Below are 17300 nucleotides of genomic sequence, written 5' to 3' on the forward strand. Positions count from 1 at the left end.
TTCCGAGCCATGACCGATCGCTTCTTCATCAACGCCGTCGACGCCGGCGGCCAGCCCATCAACCTCGTCGTTCACGACGGCCGCTTCGTCGCGATCGGGCCCGACTGCACGCCCGCGCCAGGCGCGGAAACGGTCGATCTCGACGGCCGCGTCGTGCTGCCCGGCTTCGTCGACGGCCATATCCATCTCGACAAGAGCTTCGTCGGCGATCGCTGGGTGCCGCACGAGCCGGTCGAATCGCTGCGCGAGCGACTCGTGGTCGAGAAGCGCCAGCTCGCGGCCGCGCCGCCGATCGTCGAGCGTGCGAACGCGCTGATCGCGCAGGCGGCTGCCTTCGGCACGGTCGCGATGCGCAGCCACGTCGACGTCGATGCGACGACCGGCCTCGCGAACCTGCACGCCGTGATGGCCGCGCGCGAGCAGTGGCGCGGGATCGTCGACATCGAACTGGTCGCGTTCCCGCAGGCCGGCGTCGTGTCGTGCCCGGGCACTGCCGACATCCTCGACGCGGCCGTGCGCGAAGGTGCCGACGTGGTCGGCGGGATCGATCCGACGACGCTCGACGGCGACGCGGAAGGCCAGCTCGACATCGTGTTCGGCATCGCCGAGAAGCGCGGCGCGAAGATCGACATCCACCTGCATGAGCCGGGCGAAACCGGCATCGCGCAACTGCTGCGGATCGCGGCGCGCACGCGCGCGGCGGGGCTCGGCGGGCGCGTGAACGTGAGCCATGCGTATGCGCTCGGCGAAGTGGGCCGCGACGACGTTGCGCGCACGGCCGCGGCGCTGGCCGACGCGGGCGTGTCGATCCTGACCAATGCGCCGGGCGACTGTGCGTTCCCGCCGGTGCGGCAACTGCGCGACGCGGGCGTGCACGTGTTCGCCGGCAACGACAACATCCGCGACGCATGGTGGCCGTACGGCAACGGCGACATGCTGCAGCGCGCGATGATGGTCGGCTATCGCTCGGGCTTCTACACCGACGAAGCGCTCGGCATCGCGCTCGACATGGCGACGCACGCCGGTGCGCGCGCAATCGGCAAGGATCGCTATGGAATCGCGGTCGGCTGCGACGCGACGTTCGTCGCGGTGCGCGCGCCGAATGCGGCGGCCGCCGTCGCGGGCGTGCCGGCCGAACGCTGGGTGTTCCGCCGCGGCGAAAGCGACACCGCCGCGCCGATCGCGCCCGCGCTGCGTTTCACGCGATAAGCGCTTCCGACCGGCGCGCGCGTTGCTGGCGACGCCCTGTCTTTCATTCCGACCGACCCACGACATCGACATGACAAGCTTGCTGATCCGCAATGTCCGCACCGGCGCCGCCGCCGACGCGCTCGATATCCTGATCGAAGGCGATCGCATCGCGCGCATCGGCGCGGCGCTCGACGCGCCCGCCGGCTGCGCGATCGAGGACGGCGCGGGCGCACTCGCGCTGCCGGGCCTCGTCGAAGGCCACACGCATCTCGACAAGACGCACTGGGGAATGCCGTGGTACCGCAACGCGGTCGGGCCGCGCCTCGTCGACCGCATCGAGAACGAGCGGCACTATCGCGCGACGAGCGGGCACGACGCCGGCGCGGCGTCGCTCGCGCTGGCGCGCGCATTTCTCGCGGCCGGCACGACGCGGATCCGCACGCACGTCGATGTCGACACCGAGGCCGGGCTGCGGCATCTGCACGGCGTGCTGGCGACGCGCGACACGCTGCGCGGACAGGTGGAAATCCAGATCGTCGCGTTTCCGCAATCGGGTGTGCTGAAGCGTCCCGGCACCGACGCGCTGCTCGCCGATGCGCTCGGCGCGGGCGCGGACCTGCTCGGCGGGCTCGATCCGTGCGCGATCGAAGGCGATCCGGTGGAGGCGGTCGACGTGCTGTTCGGGATCGCCGAGCGTCACGGCCGCGGGCTCGACATTCATCTGCACGAGCGCGCGTCGATGGGCGCGTATTCGCTCGACCTGATCCTGCAGCGCACGGCCGCGCTCGGCATGCAGGGCAAGGTCACGATCAGCCACGGCTTCTGCCTCGGCGATATCGCCGAGCGCGAGCGCGACGTGCTGCTCGCGCGGATGGCCGAACTCGGCGTCGCGATCGTCACGACCGCGCCGGCCGCGGTGCCGGTGCCGTCCGTGGCTGCATGCCGAGCGGCGGGCGTGACGGTGATCGGCGGCAACGACGGCGTGCGCGACACGTGGACGCCGTACGGGTCGCCCGACATGCTCGAACGCGCGATGCTGATCGGGATGCGCAACGATTTCCGGCGCGACGATGCGCTCGAGGTCGCGCTCGACTGCGTGACCTCGAGCGCGGCGCGCGGCTGCGGCTTCGCGGATTACGGGCTGCGGCCCGGCGCCCGCGCGGACGTCGTGCTCGTCGATGCGCTGACGCTGGCCGAGGCCGTCGTCGCGCGGCCGGTGCGGCGGCTCGTCGTGTCGTCGGGGCAGGTCGTCGCGAGAAACAGCGCGCTGGTCTGAGCAACGGGCGTGCGCGGTTCCCGGTAAGATCCGGCTTTCAGCCGACCTTTCGGAGCGACGACGATGCGACGCAAGACAGCAGCAGCCCCTGCATGCCGATGGATCGCCGCGGCGATGTTCGCGGTGACGGCCGCGCATGCCGCAGCGGCCGGCGGCGCGGGCGACGCGCAGCAGGAAGCGAATCGCCGGACGGTGCTCGCGTTCTACGAGAAAGGCCTGAACGACAAGGACGCGGAGGCCGCGCTCGCCTATGTCGGCGATCGCTACGTGCAGCACAATCCGAACGCGGCCGACGGCCGCGACGGTTTCCGCAAGTTCGTCGCGTTCCTGCGCGACAAGTATCCGCAGTCGCACAGCGAGATCAGGCGCTCGTTCGTCGACGGCGACTACGTGATCCTGCACGTGCACGCGGTGCGCGAGCCCGGCACGCGCGGCAGCGCGATCGTCGACATCTTCCGGCTCGAGAACGGCAAGATCGTCGAGCACTGGGACGTCAATCAGCCGGTGCCCGAGCAGGCCGCGAACGGGAACACGATGTTCTGACGCGGCGCGGCGGATCGGCGCTTCGAACGGGCCGGCATAGCCGCGGGACCGATCGGGCGGATCCGCCTGCCGCGCTTACCGCTCCTGCTCCAGCATCGCCGCCAGCGTCTTCGTCAGTTCGCTGACCATCGGATCGGCCGTCGGCCGGTGCAGGATCGCGATATCCATGTTCTCGATCGGCGCGAACCCTTCCTTCGCGGTCAGCACGACATGCTCGTCCGTGACCACGCGCGCGGGCAGCACGCTGATACCGAGCCCGTCGGCGACCGCTGCCTGGATCCCGCTCAGGCTCGACGTCGTAAACGCGATCCGCCAGCGGCGGCCGCGTTCCTCGATCGCCTTGATCATGTCGTCGCGATAAAGCCCGCGCGGCGGAAACACGACGATCGGCACCGGGTCGAGATCGATCGACGGATGCTTCGCGCTGTCGATCCAGCGCAGCTTCTCGGGCCAGCGCACGACGGCTTCGCGGCTGTCGCGCCGCTGCTTGATCAGCACCAGGTCGAGTTCGCCGCGATCGTACGCGGCGCTGATGTCGCGGCTCAGCCCGCACGTCACTTCGAGCTTTACCTGCGGATGCGCGCGCTTGAACGCGGCCAGCGCATGGGTCGTGCGGCCCGCCGCGAAGTCGTCGGGCACGCCGAGCCGGATCGTCAGTGCGACGGTGGCGCCGGCCAGCACTTCGAGCATCTCGTCGTTCAGGCCGAGCATGCGGCGCGCGTAACTCAGCACGGTGACGCCCGCATCGGTCGGCCGCACGTCGCGCGTGCCGCGATCGAGCAGCCGGTGCCCGGCGATCTCCTCGAGCCGCCGCACCTTCTGGCTGACCGTCGACTGCGTCGAGTGCAGGCGCGCGGATGCCGTCGTGAAGCTGCCGCAGTCGGCGACCATCACGAGCGCGCGCAGCAGATCGAGGTCGAACAAGGGTCTATTCATTTCCGCACTTTTATGGATTCGGTCATTTCATTTCCAAATGTGCGACGACTTTTAGCACGGCCGGATGCGCCGGGCAATCGCGGTTTCGCCGGACGCGCGCCAGCAGGTCAGCGAGTGCGGGAGATGCGCGGTGGGGCGGCTGCGGGAAGCTGGCGGAGGAAGGTGTCGCGATGCCGAACCAGGAACGCGCCGGCCGTCGCCAGCTGCTCCGGTTCCTGTTCGATCACCACGAACCAGTCCCGTGCGGTCGGACGATCACCGCGATGCGATGGCCGTGGCGCAACATCAGGACCGTGCCGCCGCCGAAGGTCAGAACGGGTTGGACGTTCCGTGCTTCCGTATCTCGTCGACGAGCGTCAACGCGTGGCGGAACAGGTTTTGCCAAGGGCCCGCAGGCAAAGGGACAGGCGCGCTCATGCCCATACTTCCCGATAGAGATGAAGATCGCGCGACCACGCGGCGAGGTTTTTCCAGATAGCCCGAAGCGGCGTACCCGAACGCTCGGCCGCCTCCTTGGCGGCCTTCACCACGACAGGCAACGGCACCTCGTCGAGGATCACCGACAGTTGCGCTTCGTACCCCGCCGGAATCTCCCCGCTGGCGAGCGCGTCGGCCAACAGGCGTTCGGTCAGCTCACCGTCGTAGCTGACATTTGCGCTGACGACCGATTTCCCCGGCCCGGATACCGGGCTCGGTAAATGTAAGCTATATCTTACATTTCAGGCAGGGGCGGCGCCTGGCGAATAATGGGGCAGTATAGGTTGCCTGCCCCGACGACGGAACCGGAGCGGTGCCGACGGCGTATGTCGGTCTCCTGTATAGACATCGTTAAGCAGCGAGAATCCGGAAAAACGCATGCTGTGACGGCCGGTATTGCACGGGGTATGCGCGCTAAGATCGCATAATTCACCGAAAAACATCGCTAAATATAGCCTACGTCGGCCGTTTTCATATTCTCTTCAGCGCTGCGGCGCCGCCACTTCCGTATCCGCATCTCCCCTGCTTGCGCTCGAAAATCAAGCAGTCTAGACTGCATCGCACAGTCATCGAAGTCGCCGATTTTTCCCCCGCGCCGACGTGTCGGCGCGGCGCATCCACCCGCACGCCCGGCGCCGACCCGCCGCGTCGAGACCAGCAAGGACCTGCCATGAAACGGATCGCAACGCTTCTCGTCACCGCGCTCGCATGCGCGCCGCTCGTGTCGTTCGCACAGGATCCGTCGACGATCCGCTGGGGCATCGATCCCACCTATCCGCCGTTCGAGGCGAAGCAGCCGGACGGCTCGCTGACCGGCTTCGACATCGACCTGCGCAACGCGATCTGCGAGCAGCTGCGCGCGAAATGCGTATGGGTCGAGCAGAACTTCGACGGGATGATCCCGGCGCTGCGCGCGCGCAAGTTCGACGTGATCATGTCCGCGATGACGGCCACCGACGAGCGGCTCAAGCAGATCGACTTCTCGAACAAGCTGTACGCGTCGCCGGCCGCGCTCGTCGCGCCGGCCGGCTCGAAGCTGCAGTCGACCGCGGCGTCGCTCGCCGGCAAGCGCGTCGGCATCATCCAGGGCACCACGCAGGACATGTACGCGAAGGCCGAGTGGGCGCCGAAGGGCGTCACGATCGTGTCGTACCAGAACCAGGATCAGGTCTACCAGGACCTCGTCAACGGCCGCCTCGACGCGACGTTCCAGGACAAGACGCAGGCCGGCTATTCGTTTCTGAAGACCGAGCGCGGCAAGCACTTCGCGTTCGCCGGCGACGACATTACCGATGCGCGCATCACCGGCTTCGGCGTTGCGATGGGGCTGCGCAAGGGCGATACCGCGATGAAGAACCGGCTGAACGACGCGATCGCCGCGATCCGCGCGAACGGCACGTACCAGAAGATCGCCGCGAAGTACTTCGACTTCGATATCTACGGCGCGAAGCAGTGAGCACCGCGCCGCGAACCCGTGATTCCACGATCCAACCAACCGACAGGCAAGCCATGACGATGAGCATCCACGACCGTGTCGCGCAAGCCGTGACGCCCGAGCTGATCCACGCGTTCCGCGAAGAAGGCGCGGTCTGCATCAAGGGCATTTTTTCGCCGGACGAAGTGGCGGCGCTCAGGGCCGGCATCGACGCGAACCTCGCGCAGCCGAGCCCGCGCGCGAAGGTCGCGAGCCGCCCCGACGATCCGGGCTGGTTCTTCGAGGACTTCTGCAACTGGCAGCACAACGACGCGTATCGCGACTTCATCGTGCGCTCGCCGGCCCCGTCCGTCGCGGCCGCGCTGATGGGCACCGCGACCGTGCGGCTGCATCACGACCACTTGCTCGTGAAGGAACCCGGCACGCGGCAGCGCACGCCGTGGCATCAGGACCAGCCCTACTACAACATCGAAGGCGACGACAACGTCAGCATGTGGATCCCCGTCGATCCGGTGCCGCTCGAATCGACGCTCGAATTCATCGCGGGCTCGCATCGCGGGCCGTGGCTGATGCCGCGCACGTTCATGGACAAGGAGGCGAAATGGTTTCCGGAAGGCAGCCTCGCGGACCTGCCCGACATCGAAGCGGATCGCGCGGCCTTCCCGATCCGTCACTGGGCGCTCGAACCCGGCGACATGGTGTGCTTCCGGATGCTCACGCTGCATGCGTCGGGCGGCACGCAGAATCGGCGGCGCGCGTTCTCGATCCGCTTCGTCGGCGACGACATCCGTCACGCGCCGCGCCGCTGGAAGACGTCGCCCGATTTCCCGGGGCTCGCGGACGAACTGCCCGACGGCGCGCCGCTCGAGCATCCGCTGTTTCCGGTCGTCTGGTCGCGGGGCGCGGGACAGACGCACGCGATCTGACGTCGGCAGGCTTCGGTATACGGACAACGGCCGCTTCATGACGAAGCGGCCGTTGTCTTTTGCGGCACGGCATGTGACGGCGCGCCGCGCCGGGCGCTCAGGTCTGGTGGCGTCCGGCGCCGGGCTTGAAGCGCGAGCCGAGCCGGTAGCGGTTGCCCGGATGCAGGAAGTGCACGAACGTGACGGGCAGCCCGTTCGTCCAGGTGCGGCGCGTGAGCGTGAGGCACGGTTCGTCGGCGCGCATGTCGAGCAGCCGCGCCTGCTCGACGGTCGGCAGCGACGCGTCGACGACGTGCTCGATCTCCAGTTCGTAGTGCGACACGTTGTTGAACAGGTATTCGGACGGCGGCTCGGTCAGGAAATCCTGGTCGATGAAATCCGGCGCGGCGGCCGGGTTCACGTAGCGATCCTCGAGCTGGATCGGGCGGCCGTTTTCCTCGTGCACGCAGACGACGTGGAACACCGGCGTATTGACCGGCAGGCCGAACGCGGCCGCGACGTCGAACGACGCGGGCTCGCGCGCATGGCTGAGCACGCGGCAGCGGTATTCGTGGCCGCGCGCGCGGATCTCGTCGCGGATATGCGCGATCATCAGCAGGTTCGACTGCGGCTTCTCCTCGGCGACGAACGTGCCGACGCCCGCGATGCGCTTCAGCACGCCTTCCTCGGTCAGCTCGCGCAGCGCACGGTTGACCGTCATGCGCGCGACGCCGAATTGCGCGGCGAGGTCGAGTTCGGACGGGATGCGATCCCCGGGACGCCAGTCGCCCGATTCGGTCTTCTGGCGCACGAGCGTCTTGATCTGCTGAAACGGCGCGGTGGTCCTGGTGACCATCGGGAGGATCCTCGGGGGAAGGGCGACCGAAGGATTCTATCCCGGATCACGCCGCCGGCAGTTCGCGCACGTCGGCGGTCGGCACCGAGCCGAACGCGTCGCTCAGCGCGTAGCCGACGAGCTGCCGCGCGGCCGCTTCCGGCGTCGCGAGCGCGCCGCTCGCCTTCAGCTGCTCGAACTTCTCGCGCATCGGGAAGCGGTCGTCGCCGGTTGCGCGGATCGTCGCCTGCATGCCTGTATCCACCACGCCCGGCGCGACGCTGCAGATCCGCAGCGCGCGGTTCGGGTCGAGCGCGACCGCGCGCGCATGGTGATCGAGCGCGGCCTTGGTCGCGCAGTAGACGCTCCAGCCCGCATACGCATTGCGCGCCGCGCCGCTCGACACGTGCACGATCCGGCATTCGGTCGGATCGGACGCGACCTGCGCGAGCGCGGCCGACAGCATCAGCGGCGCCGCGACGTTCAGTCCGACCGCGCGCGCGACCGTGGCCGGGTCCTGCGCATCGAGCGGGCCGATCGGATCGACGATGCCCGCGTTGTTGAAGAGCAGCACGAGCGACGCGCCGTCGACGAAGCGGCGCAGCGTGTCGCCGGCGAGCCATGTCGCGACGGCCGACGGCTCCGACAGGTCGAGCTCGACTTCGGCAAAGCGGTCGCCGCCCTGCGCGCCGAGCGACGGATGACGGCGGCGTGATACGCCGAGCACGGCAAGGCCTTCCAGCAGCAGCTGTTCGGCAAGCGATGCACCGAGGCCGCGCGTGTGGCCGGTGACGATCGCGCGCACATTCGGTACGGAAGAGGATGAAGTCATGTCGGTGAACGGTCGGATGAAAGGCATTGGAGGGCGGTGCGCACGCTCGGGCGGCGTGGCGGGCGGAACGGGCGAAGCGCGGCGCGGCGCGTGAACACGCGATGCGCTGCGGGCGTCCGGGTGCACGCGTATCGTAGCGCCGGCCTGCGTGCGGCGCAAACGGGCAGCCGCACGACGCCGGCGACGCGCCGGACGAAGCGGGCTTGCGGTGGAAGTCCGTGCCGCCGCCGTATCGACCGGCGGCGGGCCGCGCGTCGCAAGCTATCATATGGCTCGCCCGTCGAGCCGTGCCGGACGGGCCGCGATCCGTTTTCCTTTTTTGCCGCTGCCGCGACGACAACCATGAACACCACGCCGGACACGCCCACGCCACGCGCCCTTCGCGAACTGACGCCCCTCGAGGCCCGCATCGTCGGGGTGCTCGTCGAGAAACAGCACACGGTGCCGGACACCTATCCGCTGTCGCTGAACGCGCTGACCGCGGGCTGCAACCAGAAGACCGCACGCTCGCCGGTGATGAACGTCACCGAGGACGAAGTGACGACCGCGCTCGACGGGCTCAAGCACCTGAGTCTCGTGATGGAGGGCAGCAGCAGCCGCGTGCCGCGTTTCGAGCACAACATGAACCGCGTGCTCGGCATCCCGAGCCAGGCGATCGCGCTGCTGACGATCCTGCTGCTGCGCGGCCCGCAGACGGCCGCCGAACTGCGCCTGAACAGCGCGCGCCTGCACGGCTTCGCCGACATCTCGTCGGTCGAGGCGTTCCTCGACGAACTCGCGACGCGCGAACCGCCGCTCGTCGTCCGGCTGCCGCGCGCGCCGGGTGCGCGCGAGAACCGCTGGATGCACCTGATGTGCGGCGAAGTGAACGCGAGCGAATTCGCGGCGGCTGCGGACGCGGGCGGAGCGGACTCCGTCCCGCCTTCCGAATTCGAAGCGTTGAAGGCCGAGCAGAAGCGCCTCGCGGATGAAGTCGCGCGGCTGAGCGCGCTGGTTCAGCGGATGGCCGCGGAACTCGGGATCGACGTCGACGCGCAGGGCGACGCGTCCTGAGCGACCGGCCGATGAATTGCGTCGCCGGCGCGCAGGCATGCGCGTCGCGCGACGCAGCACAGCAGCGCGGCGCAGGCTTGCTTCATCGTCGTGATCGTTTCAGCCGAAGCTGATCCGCGTCGCGCCCGCATCGACGAGCCGGAACAGCAACGCCTCGGCGGCCGTCTCCGGCGCCGAGCCGAAATCCACGTTGACGCGCCACCCCTGGTCGATGCGCGCCGGCTCCGACAGGTAATGAGCGACGCCGTGCAGCCCGTCTTCGCGCGGCGCGCTGGCGTTGTCGGCGTCGAACCACGCGAAGAACCACGATTTGAACAGATCGATCGCCGCGCTTTCGGCGAGACCGTCGACCTCGATCGTCGCCCGGTCCCACGCGAACGGGCTGATCGACACGGTCGCCGCATCGACCTCGAACGAGACCGGCTCGAATTCCAGCCGTTCGACCGAGTCGACCCTCGCGGGGCGGCCGGCCGCTTCGCCTTCGGTCGGGATGTAGTCGGCCCGGCACGGCAGCGCGAGCGGCCCTTCGGTGGCGAGCGTGCCGTCGGCCCGCCGGTAGGTCGGTTCGATATGGGCCGGCAACTGCGTCGCCGCTTTCGCGAGCAGGTCGATATAGGGCTGGCGGATGGCGCGGAACAGTTCGGACAAGGTCATCGTGGCGTATCGGTTCGGGCAGGGAGGGAGCGGTCGGTCGATTGCTGGCAGCGCCGCGCGCGGGCCGGCACCCGAGCGGCGCGCGTCGAAAGACGAGGCCGCTCCGATACCGGGTCAGTCACGATCGTAATGACCGTCGGCCGTGCGCGAACAGTCGGCCGAACGGCCGGCCCGCGCATGATCGCTGCCGTCGCGGCCGGGTGCCATAATCGAGCCTGCCTAACATTCCAGACGTCCCCCGGAGAATCACCATGCAGAACCTCGACAATCCTTCACGCGATCGCGAGGTCGGCGTCGCCGACGCGACGCAGGACTCGACGCGCATCGACGACGTCCGCATCGGCGCGGTGCGCCCGTTGATCTCGCCGGCGCTGCTGCAGGACGAGCTGCCCGTGCCGGCCGTCACGCAAACGCTCGTCGAGGACACCCGCAAGGCGATCGGCGACATCCTGCACGGCCGCGACGACCGGCTGCTGATCGTTGTCGGTCCGTGCTCGATCCACGACCACGACCAGGCGCTCGACTACGCGCGCCGGCTGAAGGTCGCCGCCTATGCGCTGAAGGACGACCTGCTGATCACGATGCGCGTCTACTTCGAGAAGCCGCGCACGACGGTCGGCTGGAAGGGCTATATCAACGATCCGCGCCTCGACGGCAGCTTCCGGATCAACGAAGGGCTGCGCGCCGCGCGGCAACTGCTGCTCGACGTCAATGCGCTCGGCCTGCCGGCCGCGACCGAATTCCTCGACCTGCTGAGCCCGCAGTACATCGCCGACCTGATCGCGTGGGGGGCGATCGGCGCGCGCACGACCGAAAGCCAGAGCCATCGGCAGCTCGCGTCGGGTCTGAGCTGTCCGATCGGCTTCAAGAACGGCACGGACGGCGGCGTGCAGGTCGCGTCGGACGCGATCGTCGCCGCGCGCGCCAGCCACGCGTTCATGGGGATGACGAAGATGGGGATGGCCGCGATCTTCGAGACGCGCGGCAACGACGATGCGCACGTGATCCTGCGCGGCGGCAAGAACGGTCCGAACTACGATGCCGCGCACGTCGAGGGGAGCTGCGCGGTGCTGCGCGCGGCCGGCTTGCGCGAACAGGTGATGGTCGACTGCTCGCATGCGAATTCGAACAAGTCGCACGAACGCCAGATCGATGTCGCGCAGGATCTCGCGCGGCAGTTGTCGCAGGGCGAACACCGGATCGTCGGCGTGATGGTCGAGAGCAATCTCGAGGCCGGCCGGCAGGACCTGAAGCCCGGCGTGCCGCTCAAGTACGGCGTGTCGATCACCGATGCGTGCCTGAGCTGGACGCAGACCGAACCGGTGCTCGACGTGCTCGCCGAAGCCGTCCGTCATCGGCGCGTGTATTCGCGCAACGCGTGACTGCGGCATCGCGTCCGATGCAGCGTTGCGCCGCTGGCGCTAAGATGGCCCGATGCGACGCGCTGCGGGCCGGTCGACAGGGACTGCCGCGGCATGCGCATGGGGGGCGGTGCGGCCGTGCCGCCGATCCGTCGGCGCAGTCGGGCAGTGTTGCGGCGGCGCGTAATCGGCCGCCGTCGCGTTGTCCGGCTTCGCTGCCTGAATCGACAATCATTCAACGGAGTGCAACAAGCATGGCGTTCTACAAGACCATCATCGCAGTGGCCGTTCTGGCATCGAGCGTCGGCGCGCACGCGCAGATCGCGGGCGCGCAGCCGCTGAGCGTGACCGTCGAGCAATCGCAGGCGCTGCTCGAAGGCTGGAGCGTGAAGAAAAGCGTGCTCGGCAAGGCGGTCTACAACGACCAGAACCAGAAGGTCGGCACCGTGCGCGACCTGATTGTCGCGCCGGACGGCTCGGTGTCGGCGGCGATCGTGTCGGCGGGCGGCTTCCTCGGCGTGGCCGCGCACGATGTCGCGGTGCCGATCGCGTCGCTCGACGTGCGCAACGGCAACATCTACCTGCCGGGCGCGACGAAGGACGCGCTGAAGGCCACGCCTGCATTCCAGTACGCGAAGGTGCCGGCGCCGCCGAAGCCGAAGAAGGCCGACGACAAGCACTGATCTGCAGCAAACCTGTCGGCGCCCGTCGTGCAATGCGGCGGGCGTTTTCGTGCAGGATGGCATACTCGCCCGATGACGGCGGTCATGCCGGACTGTTCCGTCTCCCTCCCGTCCATCCTCCCGCCTCGCAAGCGCCACGCTCCGGCTGACGCCTTCATGCGCGATGCTCGTATGCGGATCCCGTCGATCCGTATTCCGAATCGACAATCCCGCGGCCGCACCGTATGACATCCACCGCGCGACGTGCGTTGCGTCCGCGCTGTGTTGCCCGCTCGTCCCGGGCGAAGCACTTGGCGCGACCGCCCGTCGAAGACGCCGGCAACACCGGCAACCACGCCCGCCATCCCGCTCGGGGCTCACCCCAATTCCGAATGAATGTGAAAGAAATGTAATATCAATGAAAGAATGATTCGGACTTGTTCTTCGGACTTGTCCTGTTCCGTGCGCGCCACGACGCGACATGACCGATCCGATCGTTCTCCCCGGTTACCCCGCTCTCAACCGAAACGCTTCATGGAACAACTCGTCGATTCGATCAATGGCGTCATCTGGAGCCCCGCGCTCATCTTCCTCTGCCTTGCCGCCGGGCTGTACTTCTCGCTGCGCACGCGCTTCGCGCAAGTGCGCCATTTCGTCGAGATGCTGCGCCTGATGCGCGGCAGCAAGGCGTCGGCGGAAGGCGTGTCGTCGTTCCAGGCGCTGGCGATGTCGCTGTCGGGGCGCGTCGGCACCGGCAACATCGCGGGCGTTGCGACGGCCATCACGTTCGGCGGCCCCGGCGCGATGTTCTGGATGTGGGTCGTCGCGTTTCTCGGCGCCAGCACCGCGTTCGTCGAATCGACGCTGTCGCAGATCTACAAGGAGCGGCGCGAAGGGCAGTACCGCGGCGGTCCCGCGTATTACATCGAGAAGGGGCTCGGCGTGCGCTGGTACGCGGTGGCGTTCGCGATCGCCACGGTGCTCGCGTGCGGGCTGCTGCTGCCCGGCGTGCAGGCGAACGGGATCTCGGTCGCGGTCGAGAACTCGTTCGGCATCGCGAAGCCCGTCACGGGCGCCGCGCTCGTGCTGCTGCTCGGCCTGATCATCTTCGGCGGCGTGAAGCGGATCGCGCGCGTCGCGGAGATCGTCGTGCCGTTCATGGCGCTCGGCTACATCCTGATCGCGTGCGTCGTGATCGCGCTCGATATCGAACGCCTGCCGGGCGTCGTCGCGCTCGTGTTCAAGAGCGCATTCGGCTTCGAGGCCGGCTTCGGCGCGGTGCTCGGCCTCGCGATCCAGTGGGGCGTGAAGCGCGGCGTCTATTCGAACGAGGCCGGGCAGGGCACGGGCCCGCATGCGTCGGCGGCCGCCGAGGTCGGGCACCCGGCGCAGCAGGGGCTCGTGCAGGCGTTCTCCGTCTATGTCGATACCTTGTTCGTCTGTTCCGCGACGGGCTTCATGATCCTGATCACCGGCGCGTACAACGTGGTCGCGCCGGGCGGCCGCGCGCTGTTCTCGGGCGCGGCCGGCATCGAGGCCGGCCCCGGCTATACGCAGATGGCGGTCGAATCGGTGCTGCCGGGCTTCGGCGCGGCTTTCGTCGCGATGGCGCTGTTCTTCTTCGCGTTCACGACGATCCTCGCGTACTACTACATCGCGGAAACCAACGTCGCATATCTGAGCCGCGCGCGCAGCAGTGCCGCCGGCACCTTCGTGCTGCGCGCGGTGATCCTGCTCGCGACGCTGTACGGCGCGGTGAAGAGCGCAAGCGTCGCATGGGCGCTCGGCGATATCGGCGTCGGCCTGATGGCGTGGCTGAACATTGTCGCGATCGTGCTGCTGCAGAAGCCGGCGCTCAACGCGTTGCGCGATTACGAAGCGCAGAAGCGCGCGGGCCGCGAACCGACGTTCGATCCGGCCGCGCTCGGCATCGCGAACGCGACGTTCTGGGAGAAGCGGGACGCCGTGCGCAATGGCAGCGGCGCAGCGCAGCCGGTCGTGGTGTCGGAGCGGCAGTCGTAGCAAAGTGCGGGGCCGGCCGTCGATCGGCCGGCACGGTGTGCGGCTCGGTCAGGCGGGCAGGCGCATCCGGTCGTCGCTCGCCGCGCCGACGCACCGTTGCCGTCGCTCAGCGCGGCGCAGGCCTGCCGGACACGGATACCGCGTGACGGACGTGGATCGTCACGCGCGCGGCGGCAGGCCGTTCGCCCTTCCCGCGGCATGGCGTTGCCGGAGCTTCGCATGGACGGTCTCAAGCGAGATGCCGATTGCCGCGCAGCCATTTGCCTCGGCCCGGCAAGACTGTCCGGGCACGCCCATATTCCATCAGGAAAACCCTAGGTCCCACCCCCAACCAGGCCGTTTTTCGCGCCGTTGCCGCGCGCATGACACACCTCGCGCCGGCATTCCGCATCCCATCCGCCAAGTCACCGCTCTGCCAACACCGGCACGGCTTCCCGTCGGCTTAGACCATCAGAAAAAGTATGGTGCAGCGCGTCATTCAGCGAGTTTCGCGCCGATCCAATACCCACCAAGTATGGAAAGGGGTATCCAAAAGTATTGGACGCTCGCTCTGGCCGAGACGTATAAATCGGTCCAAGCACTTCACTCCCGCGACGTATTCCAATGACCCCGATCACCATCGAACGCATCGAAACCCGGCTCGTCGACTTGCCGACGATTCGCCCGCACAAGCTTTCGGTCGCGACCATGCACGGACAGACGCTGATGCTGGTGAAGGTCACGTGCAGCGACGGCGTGACCGGCATCGGCGAAGGCACGACGATCGCCGGCATGGCGTACGGCCCGGAAAGCCCCGAAGCGATGAAGCTCGCGATCGACACGTACTTCGCGCCGGCGATGATCGGCAAGGATGCGACGCGCATCCAGGCGCTGATGGCGTACGTCGGCAAGCTGGTGAAGGTCAATCACTTCGCGAAGAGCGCGCTCGAAACCGCGCTGCTCGACGCGCACGGCAAGCGGCTCGGCGTGCCGGTCAGCGAGCTGCTCGGCGGGCGCCGGCGCGATCGCCTGCCGGTCGCGTGGACGCTGGCATCCGGCGATACGGCGCGCGACATCGACGAGGCGCACCACATGCTGGACCTGCGCCGGCACAACGTGTTCAAGCTGAAGATCGGCGCGAAGGCGCTCGACGTCGATATCCGTCACGTCGCCGAAATCAAGAAGGCGATCGGCGATCGCGGCGCAGTGCGGGTCGACGTCAACATGGCGTGGAGCGAGACGCAGGCGGCCTGGGCGCTGCCGGCGCTCGCCGATGCCGGCTGCGAACTGGTCGAGCAGCCGGTCGCGTCCGCCGCGTCGCTCGCGCGTCTGATGCGCCGCTTCCCGGTCGCGCTGATGGCCGACGAAATCCTGCAGGGTCCGGACAGCGCATTCGAGATCGCGAAGCAGCACGGCGCCGACGTGTTCGCGATCAAGATCGAGCAGAACGGCGGCCTGTTCGCCGCGCAGCGCGTGGCGACGATCGCCGATGCGGCGGGCATCGAGCTGTACGGCGGCACGATGCTCGAAGGCGCGTTCAGCACGGTCGCATCCGCCCATCTGTTCGCGAGCTTCGCGAACCTGCAATGGGGCACCGAGCTGTTCGGCCCGCTGCTGATCACCGAAGAGATCCTGACCGCGCCGCTCGACTACAGCGACTTCGAACTGACCGTGCCGAACGGCCCGGGCCTCGGCATCGAGCTGGACGAGGCCAGGATCAAGCGCTTCACGCGCGACGGGCTGACGAAAGTCACGCGATAAACCGATTTCCCACGATACCGAACAGGACCATCACGATGCTTTTCCACGTACGCATGGACGTCAACCTGCCGCCCGACCTGCCCGCCGGCGTTGCCGACGAGATCAAGGCGCGCGAGAAGGCGTATTCGCAGGAACTGCAGCGCAGCGGCAAGTGGCGCCATATCTGGCGCATTGCCGGCGAATACGCGAACTACAGCATTTTCGACGTGGCGGGCAACGCCGAGCTGCACGAGATCCTGACCGGCCTGCCGCTGTTCCCGTACATGAAGATTTCGGTGACGCCGCTGTGTCGCCACCCGTCGTCGATTCGTGACGACGACGCCTGACCCGGAGTACCGCCCGTTCCCCTGCGCGCGCCGGTCGTTTTTTCCCAAAATACACGTGGAGACACACATCATGAGCGTCAAAGTATTCGATACCCAGGAAGTCCAGGACCTGCTGAAGGCGGCTTCGAACCTGAACGGCGACACCGGCAACGCGCGCTTCCAGCAGATCGTCCACCGCCTGCTGGGCGACCTGTTCAAGGCAATCGACGATCTCGACATCACGCCCGATGAAGTCTGGGCCGGCGTCAATTACCTGAACAAGCTCGGCCAGGACGGCGAAGCGGCGCTGCTTGCGGCAGGCGTCGGCCTCGAGAAGTACCTGGACATCCGGATGGATGCCGCCGACAAGGCAGCCGGCCTCGACGGCGGCACGCCGCGCACGATCGAAGGCCCGCTGTACGTCGCCGGCGCGCCGGTGCGCGACCGCGTATCGAAGATCGACCTCGACGATGACGCCAACGCCGGCCCGCTCGTGATTCACGGCACGGTCACCGGCACGGACGGCAAGCCGGTCGCCGGCGCGGTGGTCGAATGCTGGCACGCGAACTCGAACGGCTTCTATTCGCACTTCGACCCGACCGGCGCGCAGACCGACTTCAACCTGCGCGGCGCAGTGCGGACCGGCGCCGACGGCAAGTACGAATTCCGCACGCTGATGCCGGTCGGCTACGGCTGCCCGCCGCAAGGCGCGACGCAGCAGCTGCTGAACGGGCTCGGTCGCCACGGCAACCGTCCGGCGCACGTGCACTTCTTCGTGAGCGGCGATGGTCACCGCAAGCTGACGACGCAGTTCAACATCGAAGGCGATCCGCTGATCTGGGACGACTTCGCATACGCGACCCGCGAGGAACTGATTCCGCACGTCGTCGAAAAGACCGGCGGCGCCGCGCTGGGCATGAAGGCCGATACGTACCAGGACATCCGGTTCGACATCGTGCTGACGCCGCTCGTGCAAGGCGAGGACAACCAGATCGTCAATCGCCTGCGCGCTTCGGTCGCCGCCTAACCGTCCGGCTCGGCGGCGGCGCGCGCTGCCGCCGACCGGGCTCCCG

At 68.1% G+C, this 17300-nt stretch carries 17 protein-coding genes; 12 read left to right on the plus strand and 5 right to left on the minus strand.

Going from position 1 to position 17300, the window contains the following annotated elements; genetic code table 11:
• Positions 1 to 9: 9 nt before the first annotated feature.
• The 3 genes from BST28156_RS06275 to BST28156_RS06285 all read left to right on the plus strand — a co-directional run bounded on the left by BST28156_RS06275 (position 10) and on the right by BST28156_RS06285 (position 3010).
• Complete coding sequence (locus BST28156_RS06275) at positions 10 to 1209, plus strand: amidohydrolase family protein (RefSeq protein ID WP_174901727.1); 1200 nt, start codon at positions 10 to 12, stop codon at positions 1207 to 1209.
• Positions 1210 to 1279: 70 nt separating this feature from the next.
• Entirely contained in the window at positions 1280 to 2467 is a 1188-nt protein-coding gene (locus BST28156_RS06280) for an amidohydrolase family protein (protein WP_174901728.1), read from the plus strand.
• Positions 2468 to 2530: 63 nt separating this feature from the next.
• Positions 2531 to 3010, plus strand: coding sequence for a nuclear transport factor 2 family protein (locus BST28156_RS06285; RefSeq protein ID WP_174901729.1), 480 nt, complete (start codon positions 2531 to 2533; stop codon positions 3008 to 3010).
• Positions 3011 to 3085: 75 nt separating this feature from the next.
• Here the strand turns inward: BST28156_RS06285 and BST28156_RS06290 are convergent, their stop codons facing one another.
• Positions 3086 to 3946 (minus strand): LysR substrate-binding domain-containing protein, encoded by an 861-nt coding sequence (locus BST28156_RS06290; RefSeq protein WP_060240450.1) that lies wholly within the window; start codon positions 3944 to 3946, stop codon positions 3086 to 3088.
• 413 nt (positions 3947 to 4359) lie between these two features.
• Complete coding sequence (locus BST28156_RS06295) at positions 4360 to 4563, minus strand: hypothetical protein (protein ID WP_254596350.1); 204 nt, start codon at positions 4561 to 4563, stop codon at positions 4360 to 4362.
• Between the two features lie 530 nt (positions 4564 to 5093).
• Here BST28156_RS06295 and BST28156_RS06300 point away from each other — a divergent pair.
• Both BST28156_RS06300 and BST28156_RS06305 read left to right on the plus strand, forming a co-directional pair.
• Positions 5094 to 5879, plus strand: coding sequence for an ABC transporter substrate-binding protein (locus BST28156_RS06300; RefSeq protein WP_060240454.1), 786 nt, complete (start codon positions 5094 to 5096; stop codon positions 5877 to 5879).
• 53 nt (positions 5880 to 5932) lie between these two features.
• Positions 5933 to 6784, plus strand: a complete 852-nt coding sequence (locus BST28156_RS06305) for a phytanoyl-CoA dioxygenase family protein (protein ID WP_060240456.1) — start codon at positions 5933 to 5935, stop codon at positions 6782 to 6784.
• Between the two features lie 97 nt (positions 6785 to 6881).
• On the opposite strand, the gene hutC is transcribed toward BST28156_RS06305, so the two are convergent.
• Complete coding sequence (gene hutC, locus BST28156_RS06310) at positions 6882 to 7619, minus strand: histidine utilization transcriptional repressor HutC (protein ID WP_060240458.1); 738 nt, start codon at positions 7617 to 7619, stop codon at positions 6882 to 6884.
• A 46-nt stretch (positions 7620 to 7665) separates the two neighbouring features.
• On the minus strand, positions 7666 to 8430 hold the full coding sequence (locus BST28156_RS06315; RefSeq protein ID WP_174901730.1) for an SDR family oxidoreductase: 765 nt from the start codon (positions 8428 to 8430) through the stop codon (positions 7666 to 7668).
• Between the two features lie 342 nt (positions 8431 to 8772).
• On the opposite strand from BST28156_RS06315, the gene BST28156_RS06320 reads away from it, so the two are divergent.
• Positions 8773 to 9483: a YceH family protein gene (locus tag BST28156_RS06320; protein WP_060240463.1), complete on the plus strand. Its 711-nt coding sequence runs from the start codon at positions 8773 to 8775 to the stop codon at positions 9481 to 9483.
• Positions 9484 to 9582: 99 nt separating this feature from the next.
• On the opposite strand, the gene BST28156_RS06325 is transcribed toward BST28156_RS06320, so the two are convergent.
• Positions 9583 to 10137, minus strand: coding sequence for a hypothetical protein (locus tag BST28156_RS06325; protein WP_174901731.1), 555 nt, complete (start codon positions 10135 to 10137; stop codon positions 9583 to 9585).
• 251 nt (positions 10138 to 10388) lie between these two features.
• Here BST28156_RS06325 and BST28156_RS06330 point away from each other — a divergent pair, with 251 nt between their 5' ends.
• The 6 genes from BST28156_RS06330 to catA all read left to right on the plus strand — a co-directional run bounded on the left by BST28156_RS06330 (position 10389) and on the right by catA (position 17254).
• Positions 10389 to 11519 (plus strand): 3-deoxy-7-phosphoheptulonate synthase, encoded by a 1131-nt coding sequence (locus tag BST28156_RS06330; RefSeq protein ID WP_254596351.1) that lies wholly within the window; start codon positions 10389 to 10391, stop codon positions 11517 to 11519.
• Between the two features lie 233 nt (positions 11520 to 11752).
• Complete coding sequence (locus BST28156_RS06335; protein WP_174901732.1) at positions 11753 to 12181, plus strand: PRC-barrel domain-containing protein; 429 nt, start codon at positions 11753 to 11755, stop codon at positions 12179 to 12181.
• 513 nt (positions 12182 to 12694) lie between these two features.
• A complete protein-coding gene (locus BST28156_RS06340; protein ID WP_060240472.1) occupies positions 12695 to 14182 on the plus strand; it encodes an alanine/glycine:cation symporter family protein in 1488 nt (495 codons plus the stop codon).
• A 603-nt stretch (positions 14183 to 14785) separates the two neighbouring features.
• The gene (locus tag BST28156_RS06345) at positions 14786 to 15922 is read left to right on the plus strand and encodes a muconate/chloromuconate family cycloisomerase (RefSeq protein WP_060240475.1); all 1137 of its coding nucleotides are present in this window, start codon (positions 14786 to 14788) and stop codon (positions 15920 to 15922) included.
• A 35-nt stretch (positions 15923 to 15957) separates the two neighbouring features.
• Positions 15958 to 16248 (plus strand): muconolactone Delta-isomerase, encoded by a 291-nt coding sequence (gene catC, locus BST28156_RS06350; protein WP_174901733.1) that lies wholly within the window; start codon positions 15958 to 15960, stop codon positions 16246 to 16248.
• Positions 16249 to 16318: 70 nt separating this feature from the next.
• Positions 16319 to 17254 carry a catechol 1,2-dioxygenase gene (catA, locus tag BST28156_RS06355; protein ID WP_060240480.1) on the plus strand — a complete coding sequence of 312 codons (936 nt, stop codon included), beginning with the start codon at positions 16319 to 16321 and terminating at the stop codon, positions 17252 to 17254.
• The last annotated feature ends 46 nt before the right edge of the window (positions 17255 to 17300 follow it).

Source organism: Burkholderia pseudomultivorans (assembly GCF_902499075.1).
In the GTDB taxonomy this organism is placed as follows: Bacteria; Pseudomonadota; Gammaproteobacteria; order Burkholderiales; family Burkholderiaceae; genus Burkholderia; species Burkholderia pseudomultivorans.